The sequence below is a fragment of the Streptomyces sp. SID12501 genome (assembly GCF_010550245.1).
In the GTDB taxonomy this organism is placed as follows: domain Bacteria; phylum Actinomycetota; class Actinomycetes; order Streptomycetales; family Streptomycetaceae; genus Streptomyces.
In genome coordinates this window covers 40,709-54,459 of the sequence record NZ_JAAGLU010000012.1, presented here as the reverse complement: position 1 = coordinate 54,459, position 13,751 = coordinate 40,709, and the positions used below count along the sequence as shown (strand labels likewise).

Here is a 13,751-nt window from a genome sequence, read left to right as displayed (position 1 = left end):
CTCCTCCCGTCCGCTCTCCCATCCACCTCGCATCTCCCTCGCTCGGTCATGGACCCGACATTTTTGATGCTTGCTGGGGGGAACCGTCAGCGTCCGGATAAGCTCCTAACCCTTACGGGGGCGTGTGCCCTGCTGTCCTGAATTTTTCGGTGGGTGCGGAGCATGATCGAGGCAGTCGGCCTGACGAAGCGCTATGGCGACAAGACGGCCGTGTACAACCTTTCCTTCCAGGTGCGGCCGGGGGCCGTCACCGGCTTCCTCGGCCCCAACGGGTCGGGCAAGTCGACGACGATGAGGATGATCCTCGGCCTGGACCAGCCTTCCTCGGGCCAGGTGACGATCGGCGGCTTCCCCTACCGCAAGCTGCCCAACGCCCCCCGCCAGGTCGGTGCGCTGCTCGATGCCAAGGCGGTGCACGGCGGCCGGTCCGCCCGCAGCCACCTGCTGTGCCTGGCCCAGCTGTCGGGCATCCCGGCGCGGCGCGTGGACGAGGTGCTGGGGGTCGTCGGGCTCCAGGATGTGGCCCGAAAGCGCTCCAAGGGGTTCTCGCTCGGTATGGGACAGCGGCTCGGCATCGCCGCCGCGCTCCTCGGCGACCCCCAGGTGCTGCTCTTCGACGAGCCGGTCAACGGCCTCGACCCCGAGGGCATCCTCTGGGTGCGCAACCTGATGAAGGCGCTCGCGGCGGAGGGGCGGACCGTGTTCGTCTCCTCCCACCTGATGAGCGAGATGGCGCTGACCGCCGACCACCTCATCGTGATCGGGCGCGGCCAGCTGCTGTCCGACATGAGCGTGAAGGACTTCATCTCCACCAACTCGGCCGACTTCGCGCGCGTACGCACGCCGGAGACCGAGCCGCAGCAGCGCGAGAAGCTGACGGCCTCGCTGACCGAGGCGGGCGGGCAGGTGCTGCCCGAGCAGGACGGCGCGCTGCGTGTGATGGGCCTGCCGCTGCACCGCATCAGCGACCTCGCGCACTCCGCCGACGTACGCCTGTGGGAGCTGTCGCCGCACCAGGCGTCGCTGGAGGAGGCGTACATGCGGATGACGCAGGGCGCCGTCGACTACCGCTCCACCGTCGACCAGAAGGCCGGGCTCCAGCAGCCGCTGCCGCCGGGCGCGCAGCCGCCGGTGCAGATGCCGGTCCCGGGGCAGGGCCAGCCGGGCTGGTACGCCCCGCCGCCGCCCCAGCAGGGCGGTCAGCCGCCGTTCGCGAACCCCGGGCAGCCCGGACAGCCCGCGGGGCCGTACGGCGCCCCTGGCGGCCCCGGCGCTCCCGCAGGCGGCCACGTGAACCCGTACGCGCAGCCCGCCGCCGCCCCTCAGCAGGCGCCCGCGGCTCCCTCCGCTCCCGCCCTGACGAAGCCCGAGGACGCCCGATGAGCACGCCCCAGCAGCCCCCGACGCAGCAGCTGGCACCGCAGGCCGCGCCTAACTGGCAGGCGGCGCCCGGAACTTCGTACGCCCTCTACACCTCGCCGATCCCGGTCACGCGCACGCACCTCGGTCATGCCCTCGCCTCCGAGTGGACGAAGATCAAGTCGGTGCGCTCCACGTTGTGGACGCTCGGGGTCTTCCTGCTCCTCGTCGTCGGCATCGGCCTGCTCGTCGCCGCGCAGACGACCGAAGAGGACTTCGGCGAGGTGCCGTACACCTTCCCGGCGTTCTTCGGGCTGATCCTCGGGCAGATCTGCCTGATCACACTGGGCGTGCTGGTCATCTCGTCGGAGTACGGCACGGGCATGATCCGTACGACGTTCACCGCCTCGCCGCAGCGCCACCGGGTGCTCGCCGCCAAGCTGATCATCTTCTTCGGGGTCGCGTTCGTCGTGTCCGCGTTCGCGATCGGTTTCGTCGGTCTGGTGACCGAGTCCATACACAACGGCGGTGAGGGCAAGGCGTGGGGCGGCACGGTCGTCATGGGCGCCCTGTACGTCTCGCTGCTCGGCGTGCTCGGCATCGCGGTCGGCTCGATGCTGCGTCACTCGGCGGGCGCGATCACCGCGATGCTGGGGCTCGTACTCCTGCCGGCGATCCTGCCCGCCTTCCTGATGCTGTCCGAGAGCATGCGGACGATCGGCGAGAAGATGATGGAGTACAACGCGCCCAACGCCCTCGCCAGGATCTTCCAGCTGGACAGCGATAACGGCAACGGCGGTCCTCAGCTCGGCCTGCTCGCCGGGGTGACCGTCGCGGCGATCGCCGGCGCCTTCGTGCTGCTCGACCGCCGGGACGTGTGATTCACCCGGACGCGTGAACTGGCCCGGCTGCTGGGCAAGTTCAGAAATCCGGTCAGAACTTCGGTCAGAACTTCGGTGCGTTACGGGACCGCTGCACCCGCGTGGTGCGGCGGTCCTTCGCGTTCCAGCACGCCTTGTGCCAGTGCCGCCGGTCGTCCACGCCCGCGTGCTCGGCCCACGCGACGACGTGCGGGACGCCGGACGGGATCAGCTGGTCGCAGCCGGGGCAGCGGTACGTCTTGCCCTGGGTGCCGGCGCCCGCCACATGCCGGACGTTCCAGTTCTCGCCCCGCCAGCTCACCGAGGACTGGAAGCCGCCGTAGCGGCCGGTATCGTCCTCGTCGGCGCTCCGGCCGAACGTGCCGCCGGGATCTTGGGGTCGGTTGCGGCGCGGGGACACAGGACACCTCACGGAGCGGTTCAGGGGGCACAAGTCCCCTCCAGCCTACGCGGCGCGATCCGGGGTAGAGGTAAGTCAGGGCCCTCCGCATCACCCAGCTCGAACCTCCTCTCGAACTCTCGAATCCCCTGTCGGCTCACCATCGGCACCCCGGCCTCTCTCCGCCCGGTTGCTCGATTCTGCAGACAATCCGCCTATCTCTCCGCCAAGCCGTGACTTCGGCACGTGTCGAGCGGTTATGCCGTGCGGGGGAGCTCCGTGTCGGGGCCTAGGAAGCAGGAAAGAGCATGCGCGTAGGAAGTTTTGTGCTGGCGGCCCAGTTCCCGGGCCAGGGCCAGGGGGAGGCGCTGCACCGGGCGGTCAGGTCCGCCGAGGTCGCCGAGGAGGCGGGTCTCGACACGGTCTGGCTGGCGGAGCACCACTTCGTGCCGTACGGCACCTGCCCGTCCGCGACGACCCTGGCCGCCCTGCTGCTGGGCCGCACCCGGCGCATCCGGATCGGTACGGCGGTGAGCGTGCTGCCCACCACCCACCCCGTGGCGCTCGGCGAACAGGCGGCGCTGCTGCATCTGACGTCCGGCGGGCGGTTCACGCTGGGCGTGGGGCGCGGCGGGCCGTGGGTCGACCTGGAAGTGTTCGGGACGGGTCTGGAGGCGTACGAGAAGGCGTTCCCGGAATCACTCGACCTGCTGCTGCGCTGGCTGCGCGAACCGTCCGTGTCGGCCGACGGCGACCGGTTCAGGTTCCGTGACGTGGCCGTCGTACCGAGCCCGTCGGAGTCGCTGACGGACACCGCGGGGCCGGAGGTCGTCGTCGCGTGCACCTCGCCGTCGAGCGTGCGGCTGGCCGCCGAGCGCGGGCTGCCGATGCTCCTCGGGATGCATGTCGGGGACGAGGAGAAGGCCGAGATGGTCGCCCTGTGGCGGCAGTACGCGCGCGCGGCGGGACGTCCGGGGGACGAGATCCGGGGCGCCGCCCATGTGTCGGCCGGCGTCTGCCAGATCGCGGACACGCGCACGGACGCGGTCGAGATCCTGATGAAGGCGATGCCGGGCTGGCTGCGGCAGGGACTGGAGGCGCATGTCACGGTGGACGGCCGGCAGCGTTCGATGCGCGACCCGGTGGCGTACACCGAACTCCTCTGCGGACTGCACCCGGTGGGCACGGCCAGGCTCTGCGCCGACCGGCTCGCGGCGACCTCCGAACGCACGGGCATCTCACGCTTCGCCCTGCTCGTCGAGGGTTCCGGCGATCTGGCGGCCACGGAGGAGAACGTACGGCGGCTGGGGACCGAGGTGGTCACCCAGCTGCGCTGAACACCCGGCTGCCGCAGGGAGCTTGCCGCCCCGTACTGAAACACCTCCCGCGTACGGAGCGGCAAGCCGTTGCCCCAAATCGCTTCAGCAGTCCCGGAATTCCGGAGACTGGTTCAGCAGCTGACTGCGCACCGAGGTGAAGCGGGCCAGCTTGACGTCCACCGAGGAGTCCAGCGGGAACACCGCCACCCGGTGGCAGTTCTGGAAGGCCAGCCGCACACCGAAGTGCCGCTGCAGCGCGCCGCGTATCGCGTCACTCGCCAGCGCACGTAGCAGCTGGCCCCGTGCCTGCTCGTCCGGCGGCGGCGTCTGGTTGTCGGCGAAGTCTCCGCCGTCCACCTTCAGCTGGGCCACCAGGGAGCTGATCATCTCCCATGCGTAGGGCAGGGAGGTCCGGACGCAGTCGACGAATTCAGCTTCGTCGACCTCGCCTCGCTCGGCCTGTTCGAGTAGGGCCGGTGAGACGTCGAGCGACATGAGTTCTCCTCTCGCACCCCCGGGGTCGCGGGGGTTGCCGGACAGGGAAATGGGAGCCCGCGACACTGAGCACGCTCCGTACAGGCATCGCGACCTCCCGGTTACTACCGTAGGCAACGGGCCGTGACGGCACCAGGAAAACGCGGATACAGGACCGGTCAGAACCGTCCCCGTAGGCACACAATCAGCCAACAACGAACAGTTGCCTCTGGCATGTTCCCTCGGCCCAAGAAGTCCCCGTCAGCACTTCTGAGGTGGGCGAATCGCGTGGACCACCGCGCGTCGAGTAGCGTTGCCGACCATGCGTCTCGTCATTGCGCGCTGTTCCGTGGACTACGCGGGCCGGCTCACCGCTCATCTCCCGTCGGCCCCCCGCCTCATCCTGGTCAAGGCTGACGGCAGCGTCTCGATCCACGCGGACGACCGCGCCTACAAGCCTCTCAACTGGATGTCTCCGCCCTGCACGTTGAAGGAGGGGACCGGAGAAGAGGAGGGGATCTGGACCGTCATCAACAAGGCGGGCGAGAAGCTCATCATCACGATGGAGGAGATCCTCCACGATTCCTCGCACGAACTGGGCGTGGACCCCGGCCTGATCAAGGACGGCGTGGAAGCGCACCTCCAGGAACTCCTCGCCGACCGCATCGAGACCCTCGGCGACGGCTACACCCTCATCCGCCGCGAGTACATGACGGCCATCGGCCCGGTCGACATCCTGTGCCGGGACGGCGACGGCGCGACGGTCGCGGTCGAGATCAAGCGGCGCGGCGAGATCGACGGCGTGGAGCAACTCACGCGCTATCTGGAGCTGTTGAACCGCGACCCGCACCTCGCGCCGGTCCGCGGCATCTTCGCCGCCCAGGAGATCAAGCCCCAGGCCCGCGTCCTCGCCACGGACCGGGGCATCGGCTGCGCGGTCCTGGACTACAACGCGATGCGCGGCATCGAGGACGACAAACTCCGGCTGTTCTGACGCCGGTTCACGGCTTTACGGCTCGGCGGCACGGTTTGGCTGTCCGGCTTGGCTGTACGTCGAAGGGGGCGGGCCCGTGGTTACGGGCCCGCCCCCTTCGACGTGCTGTCAGATCACCGGCGTCGGCGCGTCGGCGTCGACCGGGGCACTCGCAGGCTCGCTCGCCGTCTCGGTCTGGACCGGGCTGGTGGCCGAGCCACTGGCCGTGGCAGGGGTGTCCGAGGCCGACGGATCCACGGTCGGCTCGGGCGACGTGGACGCCGAAGGAGTGGGCGAGGCCGACTGGGACGGCGTCGTCGTCGGGGAGGTCGACGTCGACGGCTTGGAGCTGGGCGTCGGGGACGGGGACGTGGAGGTGGACGGCGTGGTCCCCCCTGTGCTGCTCCCGCCTCCCGGCGTCTTCGTCCCCGTGGGGTCGTCCGACGGCTCCTCGCCCTCCGTCGGCGGCGGCGTCGGGTCGTCCGAGGTGCCCATCGTACCGTCGGGGCCCGGGTCGGTCGGGCGGCTGGTGGCCGTACCGGTGTCGCCGTTGCTGTCGCTGCCGCCGTTGTCGGCCTTGTCGGCGCCCAGACCGTCGTCGTCGCTGCCCGGACTGGCGGACGGGTTGACGCCGACCTGGTCGGACGGCGCGTCGTTGTGGTTCGAGGTCGCGCCCAGCGTCACCACCGTGCCGAGCACCGCCGCGAGCAGTGCGCCCGCGCCGACCGCCACGAGGTTGCGCCGGGCACCGCCCACGAGCCGCCGGACGCCCGAGACCTTGTGCGCCCCGCCGCCCCCGGACCGGGACGCGATCACGGTCGGCGCGAAGTCGCCGCCCCCGCCGGCGCCCCCGTAACCGGAAGCCGAACCGGAACCCATGGGCGACGCCTTGAGCGGCGGGTAGCCCGCGGCCCCGAAGACGGCCGGGACACCACCGGGCGGCGACGCCGACTCCTCGTGCCGCGCGTCCGGCAACTCCTCGCCCGCCGTGGAACCCGGGCCGGAGCCGGAGCCGAAGCCGGGAGTGTCGCCGGACCGGTCGGCGACCAGGGTGAGGGCACGGCGGCCCGCGACCGTGCCGCGTTTGTCGGCGACGGCGCCGCGCAGCTCGATGGCGCCCTCCAGCTCGCTACGGGCCCGGTCGAGCTGTTCGCCGCAGATCGCGAGGATCCCCAACTCATGGTGGAAATAGGCCTGTTCCGAAACATCCCCGGCGAGCCGGGCGGCCTCGGCGCCGGAGTGCAGGGCGTGTTCCCAGGCGCTCCAGTACAGGCCGGCCGCGAAGGCGGGCGCCGCCGTGCGGGCCAGCTGCACGGCCGTGCTCTCCTCGTCCTCCCCCGGCGGCACGGTCTCGGGGACCAGCACGTCCAGGGCGGCGAGCAGGGCGTCGGCCTCGGCGCAGACCCGCTCGGGGGCCACGGACGGGTGTCCGGCCCACCAGGCGTAGTGCCGGGCGGCGGCGAACGCCCGGTCCTGGGCGCCCTCGCCGTATCCGGCGGCCTCCAGCTGAGTCCCTACCCCGGCCGCGAGCCGGTAGTGGGAGCCGATCGGGGAGACGAGGGCGCAGCCGAGCAGCTCGCCGAGGGCGGCGTCCGCGTGGGTGTCGCCGACCAGAGCGGGCAGATGGGCCTGGTGGGGCACCTCACCGCCGAGGGCGACGGCGAACCGCAGGGTCTCCCGCGCGGACGCGCTGAGCCGGGACGCGAGCAGCGGCGCGGGCGCGGCACCCTCGGCGAGCGAGGGCAGCGGTACGTCGTCCTCGTCGCCCGTGTCGAAGGGGGCGTCGACCGGGGTGTCGTCGAAGACGCCGAACTCGTCGAAGGCGTCGGCGCCGGCACGCAGGCCGTCGCGCTGCCTGAGCAGGGCGCCGGCCTGGACGAACCGCAGGGGCAGGCCCTCGGACTCGAACCAGAGGTCACCGGCCCAGTTGGACTCCTCCTCGGTGAGGACACGGCCGACGGCGCGCTCCAGGAGCTCCAGACCGCCGGCCCGGTCGAGCCCGTCGAGGAACAGTTCCTCGATCAGCGCGTCGGCGGACGGCGCGGGCACGTCGGGGGTGGCGCTGATCAGGAAGGCGCACTCGGGGGTCGCGTCGAGGAGTTCGTCGAGCGCGGCGCCGCCGAACTCCACGTCGTCCAGGACGACGACCGCGCCGGCCTCCCGGACGAGGGCGCGCAGTTCGTCCGGTTCCGGCCGGTACAGAGGCGCGCTGTAGACGGCGTAGAAGAGGTCGTAGAGCAGATCGGTCTGGGTGCGGTGGAAGCCGGTGAGGCGGACCACGCCGTCGGGTGCGAGGTCCGCACAGTCCGCGGCGACGGCGTCGAGGAGTGTGGTGCGGCCGGCGCCGGCCGGGCCGGTGAGGCGTACGGAACGGCCGCGGGCCAGCAGCCGCACCAGCCGTTCGCGCTCGCCGTCGCGCTCCAGGAGCGGCAGTTCGGGCTGCGCGGGCCCGGGCGGTACGGGTGGCTTGGCGGCGCGGGAGATCTCGGCGCGCTCGACCGTCGTGAGCTTGAAGGGCCTGCCGGGCCGTTCGCCGGGCGGGCAGACCTCTATCTCGCTGCCGTCGACGGGGTTGACCGTGAGCAGGTAGTCGCCCGAGACGAGCTGCGCGGTGCGGGCGAGCGCCGGCGTGTGCTGGCCGAAGTCGGTTGTGAGGGCGTCGCGAGGCGGGCGCTGACGCGGCGTGCTGCCGTCGGCGTCATGGCCGTACTCCTCGGATCCCTGGTTGTTCGGGTCCATAAGGTTCAAGCCCCCCAAAAGCGTCGTGTGCGGGTCGACAGGACCCAGGCCCCTCCCGGCCTTGCTGCACACTGCGCTGTCGCTTCTGGTCCGGGCCCGCTCGTGGGATGTCAGGCAGCGGGCGACCGAACCCTAAACCTTCGCACAGTATCTATGACAGGCCGGGGTACCGCGCCGTCCGAGACGTCACAGTCTCGTGAGGATTGCGAGTGAAGCGCGTTTTCACACCCGCTGGTTCACACTCTGGGCAGCGACTCCACCCCGATACCGCCCTCGATCGCCAGGATCCGGTGCAGCCGGGTGGCCACCAACAGGCGCTGCATCTGCGGTGGTACGTCGCGCAGCACGAGTCGTCTGCCGCACCGCCCGCACCGCCGGTGGGCTCCCATGATCACCCCGAGTCCGGTGGCGTCCCAGGAGTCCAGCTCGGACAGGTCCAGCACGAGATCGCCGACGCCCGTGTCGACGGCCGTATGCAGGACCGTACGGGCGTCCGCCGCGCTGCGGACGTCGAGGCGGCCCCCGACGACCAGCTCGGCGTGGTCGCCCCTGATGTGCATATGCGCTCCCGTGAGTGCGTGTCGTGCTCCGCGTCGGTAGGTGATGCAACGTCTGACTGCCTGAGGGGCGGTCAGGTTGCCGTCTGTGAGCGAACCGATACTCAATTCACCCCACAGGGTGATACCCCAGGGGTTCGTGCGGTTTCCCTACCTGTTGACTACGTGCGATACCGCTCAGTGCTTGTAGAAGCCCTGCCCGCTCTTGCGGCCGATGTCACCGGCGTCAACCATCCGGCGCATCAGCTCAGGAGGAGCGAACTTCTCGTCCTGGGACTCGGTGTAGATGTTGCTGGTCGCGTGCAGCAGGATGTCGACCCCGGTGAGGTCGGCGGTGGCCAGCGGGCCCATGGCGTGCCCGAAACCGAGCTTGCAGGCGAGGTCGATGTCCTCGGCGGAGGCGACACCGGACTCGTACAGTTTGGCCGCCTCGACGACCAGCGCCGAGATCAGCCGGGTCGTCACGAAACCGGCGACGTCCCGGTTGACGACGACACAGGTCTTGCCCACGGACTCGGCGAACTCCCGTGCGGTGGCGAGGGTTTCGTCGCTCGTCTTGTAGCCGCGGACCAGCTCGCAGAGCTGCATCATCGGCACCGGCGAGAAGAAGTGCGTACCGACGACCCGGTCCGGGCGGTCGGTGACAGCGGCGATCTTGGTGATCGGGATGGCGGAGGTGTTGGAGGCGAGCACGGCGTCGTCGCGCGCGATCTTGTCGAGCGCGCGGAAGATCTCGTGCTTGATCTCCAGCTTCTCGAAGACCGCCTCGACGACGATGTCCGCGTCGCCGACCGCGTCCAGGTCGGTCGTCGCGGTGATGCGTCCGAGGGCGGCCTCGGCGTCGGCCGCGGCCAGCTTGCCCTTGCCCACGAACCGGTCGTACGAGGATTTGATGCCGTCGGTGCCACGGGTGAGCGCTTCGTCGGTGACATCGCGCAGTACGACGTCCCAGCCCGCCTGGGCGGAGACCTGGGCAATGCCGGAACCCATCAGGCCGGCTCCGATGACGGCAAGCTTCCGTGCCACTGTGCGACTCCCCTGACGCGCCGTTTAGGTGGGCCTCGTGCATTGGACCTCTTCGGCGGACCCTAGCGGTCGTGAGGGTGCTGTGTGACCGGTAAGTAATGCGCGTCACGTCTCATCAGACGGACATCACACCGACGTGTCTCATTCGGCCCCTCGTGCGGCCTAGTTGAGCGGTGGCGGAAGGTCGTCATTACGCTGGCCCCATGGTCAATCTGACGCGCATCTACACCAGGACCGGCGACCAGGGCACCACCGCCCTCGGTGACATGAGCAGGGTCGCCAAGACCGATCTGCGGATCTCGGCGTACGCCGACGCCAACGAGGCGAACGCGGTGATCGGGACCGCCGTCGCGCTGGGCGGGCTGGAGGTGGAGGTCGTCAAGGTGCTGACCCGCGTGCAGAACGACCTGTTCGACGTGGGCGCCGACCTGGCGACGCCGGTGGCCGAGAGCCCGGAGTTCCCTCCGCTGCGGGTCGAGCAGTCCTACGTCGACAAGCTGGAGGCGGACTGCGACCGGTTCCTCGAAGACCTGGAGAAACTGCGCTCGTTCATCCTCCCCGGCGGCACCCCCGGCGCCGCCCTGCTGCACCAGGCGTGCACGGTGGTACGCCGGGCCGAGCGCTCGACATGGGCGGCCCTGGAGGTCCACGCCGAGGTGATGAACCCACTCACCGCGACCTACCTCAACCGGCTGTCGGACCTGTTGTTCATCCTTGCGCGCACGGCCAACAAGGAGATCGGGGACGTGCTCTGGGTCCCGGGCGGGGAGCGCTGACCCCAGGGCCGTCGCGGCGTTCGAGTGCTTCTTCGGCCGGATCGCGCACGTCGGCGCGGCCACCCCGTGGACGCCGACAGGGAGCCGAACGCCGACCCCGCCGTCCTGGGCACCCTCACCCGCCTCCACACGGCCGAGGTGACGACGAAGACGCACGTCAGCCGGTTGCCGGACAGGCTTGAGCTGTGCAGTCGCGCCCAAACGGCGGTGGCGGCACAGGAGTTGGGGGTTCGGCGAATCGGTGGAGGCTTTCCGCGAAGTGGTCCAGACCTATTGACCTGTGGTCCAGACCTTCCTATTCTCGCGGCACTGTGGGTGCGAAGGCTCAGTCGCGCCCCCCTGACACCTCCAAGGAGGCGCGGCATGCGCTTCGGACAAAGATGTACGGCAGGCCTGACAACCCTGCTGCTCCCCCTCGCCGCCCTGATGGGCCTGGCGAGCCCGGCACAGGCGGCCACCTCGGCCACCGCTACCTACGCGAAGACCCAGGACTGGGGCACCGGTTTCGAGGGCAAGTGGACGGTCACCAACACCGGTACCACGTCGATCAGTTCCTGGACGGTCGAGTGGGACTTCCCCTCGGGTACTTCCGTCACCTCGGCCTGGGACGCCGACGTCACGTCCAGCGGCGCCCACTGGACCGCCAGGAACAAGTCGTGGAACGGCACCCTCGCCCCCGGCGCCGCCGTCTCCTTCGGCTTCAACGGCGCCGGCTCCGGCTCCCCCGCCAACTGCAAGCTCAACGGCGGCAGTTGTGACGGCGGCTCGGTCCCCGGCGACAACGCCCCCTCGACGCCCGGCACTCCGACCGCCTCCGGCATCACCGACACCTCGGCGAAGCTCAGTTGGGGCGCGGCCACCGACGACAAGGGCATCAAGAACTACGACGTCCTGCGCGGCGGCACCAAGGTCGCGACGGTGACGGCCACCACGTACACGGACACGGGCCTGACCGCCGGTACGGACTACTCGTACACCGTCCAGGCCCGGGACACCGCCGACCAGACCGGCCCGGTGAGCGGCGCGGTCGCCGTGCGCACCACCGGCGGCACCACCACGCCGCCGACCGGGAACAAGGTCAAGCTCGGCTACTTCACCGAGTGGGGCGTCTACGGCCGCAACTACCACGTCAAGAACCTGGTGACCTCGGGCTCGGCATCCAAGATCACGCACATCAACTACGCGTTCGGCAACGTCAAGGACGGCAAGTGCGTCGTCGACGACACCTACGCCGCCTACGACAAGGCCTACACCGCCGACCAGTCGGTGTCGGGCGTGGCCGACACCTGGGACCAGCCACTGCGCGGCAACTTCAACCAGCTGCGCCAGCTGAAGGCCAAGTACCCGAACATCAAGGTGCTGTACTCCTTCGGCGGCTGGACCTACTCCGGCGGCTTCGCACAGGCCGCCGCCAACCCGGCCGCCTTCGCCGCCTCCTGCAAGGCAGTCGTCGAGGACCCGCGCTGGGCGGACGTCTTCGACGGCATCGACATCGACTGGGAATACCCGAACGCGTGTGGCCTGACGTGTGACACGTCGGGTGCCGCGTCCTTCAAGAACCTGCTGTCGGGGCTGCGTTCGGCATTCGGGGCGAACTACCTGGTCACCGCGGCCATCACCGCCGACGGCTCCTCCGGCGGCAAGATCGACGCGGCCGACTACGGCGGCGCCTCCGCCTACGCCGACTGGTACAACGTGATGACGTACGACTACTTCGGCGCCTTCGACGCGGACGGTCCGACCGCCCCGCACTCGCCGCTCACCTCGTACGCCGGTATCCCGGCCGCCGGCTTCAACTCCGCCGACGCCATCGCCAAGCTGAGGGCGAAGGGCGTCCCGGCGGCGAAGCTCCTGCTGGGCATCGGCTTCTACGGCCGTGGCTGGACCGGCGTCACCCAGGCCGCCCCAGGCGGCACGGCGACCGGCGCGGCACCGGGCACGTACGAGGCGGGGATCGAGGACTACAAGATCCTCAAGACGTCCTGCCCGGCCACCGGCACGATCGCCGGCACCGCGTACGCGTACTGCGGCAACAACTGGTGGTCGTACGACACTCCCGCGACGATCGCCGGGAAGATGACCTGGGCCAAGAACCAGGCCCTCGGCGGCGCGTTCTTCTGGGAGTTCAGCGGCGACACGAGCAACGGGGAGCTGGTGAACGCGATCAGCGGCGGCCTCGCGTAGCTCAAGCTCATGACAAAGGCAGCGGGGCGGGTCCGTACGGACCCGCCCCGCCGCCCTCGTGTGTCAGCGTCAGGCCACGTTCACCTGTTGCCCGGGAGGCGCCGCCTCCAGCCAGGCGAGGAAACCGGTCAGCGCGTCGTCGCTCATCGCCAGCTCCAGTCTCGTCCCCCGGTGGAGACAGGCCAGCACGACCGCGTCCGAGAGGAGGGCCAGCACCTCCTCGCCTTCTGGGATCCGGCGGCCGGCCACATCGATCGCCGAGCGATCCAGCACGCGGCGCGGCCGGGGGGAGTACGAGAAGATGCGGTACCACTCGATGCGGTCGCCGTTGTAGCGGGCGACACCGTAGCCCCAGCCCTTGCCGCTGAGGTCGGGTTTCTCGGTTACGTCCCAGCGCAGGCTGCAGTCGAACGTACCGCCGGAGCGTTGGATGAGCCGGCGGCGCAGCCCGAAGACACCCAGGCCGACCACCACGACCGCCACTACCAAGCCGCACACAGTCAGAGCGAGGATCATCGACACCGACCTCCTCGTCTCCTAGGTAACGGAAAGGAAAAAACACCCGGATTTGCCTCAGCCGCGGCTGGGACCGGCGCAAACCGGTCCCAGCCGCGGCTGAGGCAAAGCATCACACTGGAGCTCCCCCAGTGCCTAAAGGGCCTGGGAGGTACCCCCTGTGGTTCAGCGCGCCGCCACGGCCCGCAGTCGGACGTCCGCACGCCGCTCGGCGGAGGCGTCACCCTCCGCCTTCGCGCGCTCGAGCTCCCGCTCCACGCGCTGGACGTCGATCTCGTCCGCCAGCTCGGCGATCTCCGCCAGCAGCGACAGCTTGTTGTCCGCGAACGAGATGAAACCGCCGTGCGCCGCGGCGACGACCGTTCCACCATCACTCGTACGGATGGTCACCGGGCCCGACTCCAGCACACCGAGCAGCGGCTGGTGACCGGGCATGACGCCGATGTCGCCGGACGTGGTGCGCGCGACGACCAGAGTGGCCTCGCCGGACCAGATCTTACGGTCGGCAGCGACCAGCTCGACGTGCAGCTCAGCAGCCAAGGTTGGCTCCTCGGGTCACCACCCGGCC

General features: G+C 70.2%; 13 protein-coding genes. 6 read left to right on the top strand and 7 right to left on the bottom strand.

All coding sequences use genetic code 11. The features are described from left to right. Positions 1–162: 162 nt before the first annotated feature. Together G3I71_RS16215 and G3I71_RS16210 are read left to right on the top strand one after the other, a co-directional pair. Positions 163–1,383, top strand: coding sequence for an ABC transporter ATP-binding protein (locus G3I71_RS16215; RefSeq protein WP_164315359.1), 1,221 nt, complete (start codon positions 163–165; stop codon positions 1,381–1,383). Next, complete coding sequence (locus tag G3I71_RS16210) at positions 1,380–2,240, top strand: ABC transporter permease subunit (protein WP_164315345.1); 861 nt, start codon at positions 1,380–1,382, stop codon at positions 2,238–2,240. The genes G3I71_RS16215 and G3I71_RS16210 overlap by 4 nt, the downstream gene beginning before the upstream one ends. A gap of 64 nt (positions 2,241–2,304) precedes the next feature. On the opposite strand, the gene G3I71_RS16205 is transcribed toward G3I71_RS16210, so the two are convergent. Further along, complete coding sequence (locus G3I71_RS16205; RefSeq protein WP_164315343.1) at positions 2,305–2,640, bottom strand: ATP/GTP-binding protein; 336 nt, start codon at positions 2,638–2,640, stop codon at positions 2,305–2,307. A gap of 287 nt (positions 2,641–2,927) precedes the next feature. Between G3I71_RS16205 and G3I71_RS16200 the strand changes: the two genes are divergently transcribed. Next, complete coding sequence (locus G3I71_RS16200; protein WP_164315341.1) at positions 2,928–3,956, top strand: LLM class flavin-dependent oxidoreductase; 1,029 nt, start codon at positions 2,928–2,930, stop codon at positions 3,954–3,956. Positions 3,957–4,040: 84 nt separating this feature from the next. Here G3I71_RS16200 and G3I71_RS16195 read toward each other — a convergent pair whose 3' ends face one another. Continuing rightward, positions 4,041–4,433, bottom strand: coding sequence for an SCO5389 family protein (locus G3I71_RS16195; protein WP_006381684.1), 393 nt, complete (start codon positions 4,431–4,433; stop codon positions 4,041–4,043). 301 nt (positions 4,434–4,734) lie between these two features. Between G3I71_RS16195 and nucS the strand changes: the two genes are divergently transcribed. Continuing rightward, entirely contained in the window at positions 4,735–5,406 is a 672-nt protein-coding gene (gene nucS, locus G3I71_RS16190) for an endonuclease NucS (protein ID WP_164315339.1), read from the top strand. Between the two features lie 108 nt (positions 5,407–5,514). Here the strand turns inward: nucS and G3I71_RS16185 are convergent, their stop codons facing one another. The 3 genes from G3I71_RS16185 to G3I71_RS16175 form a co-directional block, all read right to left on the bottom strand. Then, positions 5,515–8,124: an ATP-binding protein gene (locus tag G3I71_RS16185; RefSeq protein WP_164315338.1), complete on the bottom strand. Its 2,610-nt coding sequence runs from the start codon at positions 8,122–8,124 to the stop codon at positions 5,515–5,517. A gap of 236 nt (positions 8,125–8,360) precedes the next feature. Further along, complete coding sequence (locus G3I71_RS16180) at positions 8,361–8,684, bottom strand: STAS domain-containing protein (protein WP_164315336.1); 324 nt, start codon at positions 8,682–8,684, stop codon at positions 8,361–8,363. A 174-nt stretch (positions 8,685–8,858) separates the two neighbouring features. After that, positions 8,859–9,707, bottom strand: a complete 849-nt coding sequence (locus tag G3I71_RS16175; RefSeq protein ID WP_164315335.1) for a 3-hydroxyacyl-CoA dehydrogenase family protein — start codon at positions 9,705–9,707, stop codon at positions 8,859–8,861. A 203-nt stretch (positions 9,708–9,910) separates the two neighbouring features. On the opposite strand from G3I71_RS16175, the gene G3I71_RS16170 reads away from it, so the two are divergent. Continuing rightward, positions 9,911–10,483 (top strand): cob(I)yrinic acid a,c-diamide adenosyltransferase, encoded by a 573-nt coding sequence (locus G3I71_RS16170; RefSeq protein WP_164315333.1) that lies wholly within the window; start codon positions 9,911–9,913, stop codon positions 10,481–10,483. A 363-nt stretch (positions 10,484–10,846) separates the two neighbouring features. Then, positions 10,847–12,667, top strand: coding sequence for a glycoside hydrolase family 18 chitinase (locus G3I71_RS16165; RefSeq protein ID WP_164315332.1), 1,821 nt, complete (start codon positions 10,847–10,849; stop codon positions 12,665–12,667). Positions 12,668–12,736: 69 nt separating this feature from the next. On the opposite strand, the gene G3I71_RS16160 is transcribed toward G3I71_RS16165, so the two are convergent. Then, entirely contained in the window at positions 12,737–13,183 is a 447-nt protein-coding gene (locus G3I71_RS16160; RefSeq protein WP_164315330.1) for a DUF2550 domain-containing protein, read from the bottom strand. A 165-nt stretch (positions 13,184–13,348) separates the two neighbouring features. Continuing rightward, positions 13,349–13,723, bottom strand: coding sequence for a F0F1 ATP synthase subunit epsilon (locus G3I71_RS16155; RefSeq protein ID WP_164315328.1), 375 nt, complete (start codon positions 13,721–13,723; stop codon positions 13,349–13,351). Between the last annotated feature and the right edge of the window lie 28 nt (positions 13,724–13,751).

Bases quoted from the DNA above. Each gene is read 5' to 3' on its own strand.
- G3I71_RS16215 (WP_164315359.1), top strand. From the start codon at position 163: ATGATCGAGGCAGTCGGCCTGACGAAGCGCTATGGCGACAAGACGGCC.
- G3I71_RS16210 (WP_164315345.1), top strand. From the start codon at position 1,380: ATGAGCACGCCCCAGCAGCCCCCGACGCAGCAGCTGGCACCGCAGGCC.
- G3I71_RS16200 (WP_164315341.1), top strand. From the start codon at position 2,928: ATGCGCGTAGGAAGTTTTGTGCTGGCGGCCCAGTTCCCGGGCCAGGGC.
- G3I71_RS16195 (WP_006381684.1), bottom strand. From the start codon at position 4,433: ATGTCGCTCGACGTCTCACCGGCCCTACTCGAACAGGCCGAGCGAGGC.
- nucS (WP_164315339.1), top strand. From the start codon at position 4,735: ATGCGTCTCGTCATTGCGCGCTGTTCCGTGGACTACGCGGGCCGGCTC.
- G3I71_RS16185 (WP_164315338.1), bottom strand. From the start codon at position 8,124: ATGGACCCGAACAACCAGGGATCCGAGGAGTACGGCCATGACGCCGAC.
- G3I71_RS16180 (WP_164315336.1), bottom strand. From the start codon at position 8,684: ATGCACATCAGGGGCGACCACGCCGAGCTGGTCGTCGGGGGCCGCCTC.
- G3I71_RS16170 (WP_164315333.1), top strand. From the start codon at position 9,911: ATGGTCAATCTGACGCGCATCTACACCAGGACCGGCGACCAGGGCACC.
- G3I71_RS16165 (WP_164315332.1), top strand. From the start codon at position 10,847: ATGCGCTTCGGACAAAGATGTACGGCAGGCCTGACAACCCTGCTGCTC.
- G3I71_RS16160 (WP_164315330.1), bottom strand. From the start codon at position 13,183: ATGATCCTCGCTCTGACTGTGTGCGGCTTGGTAGTGGCGGTCGTGGTG.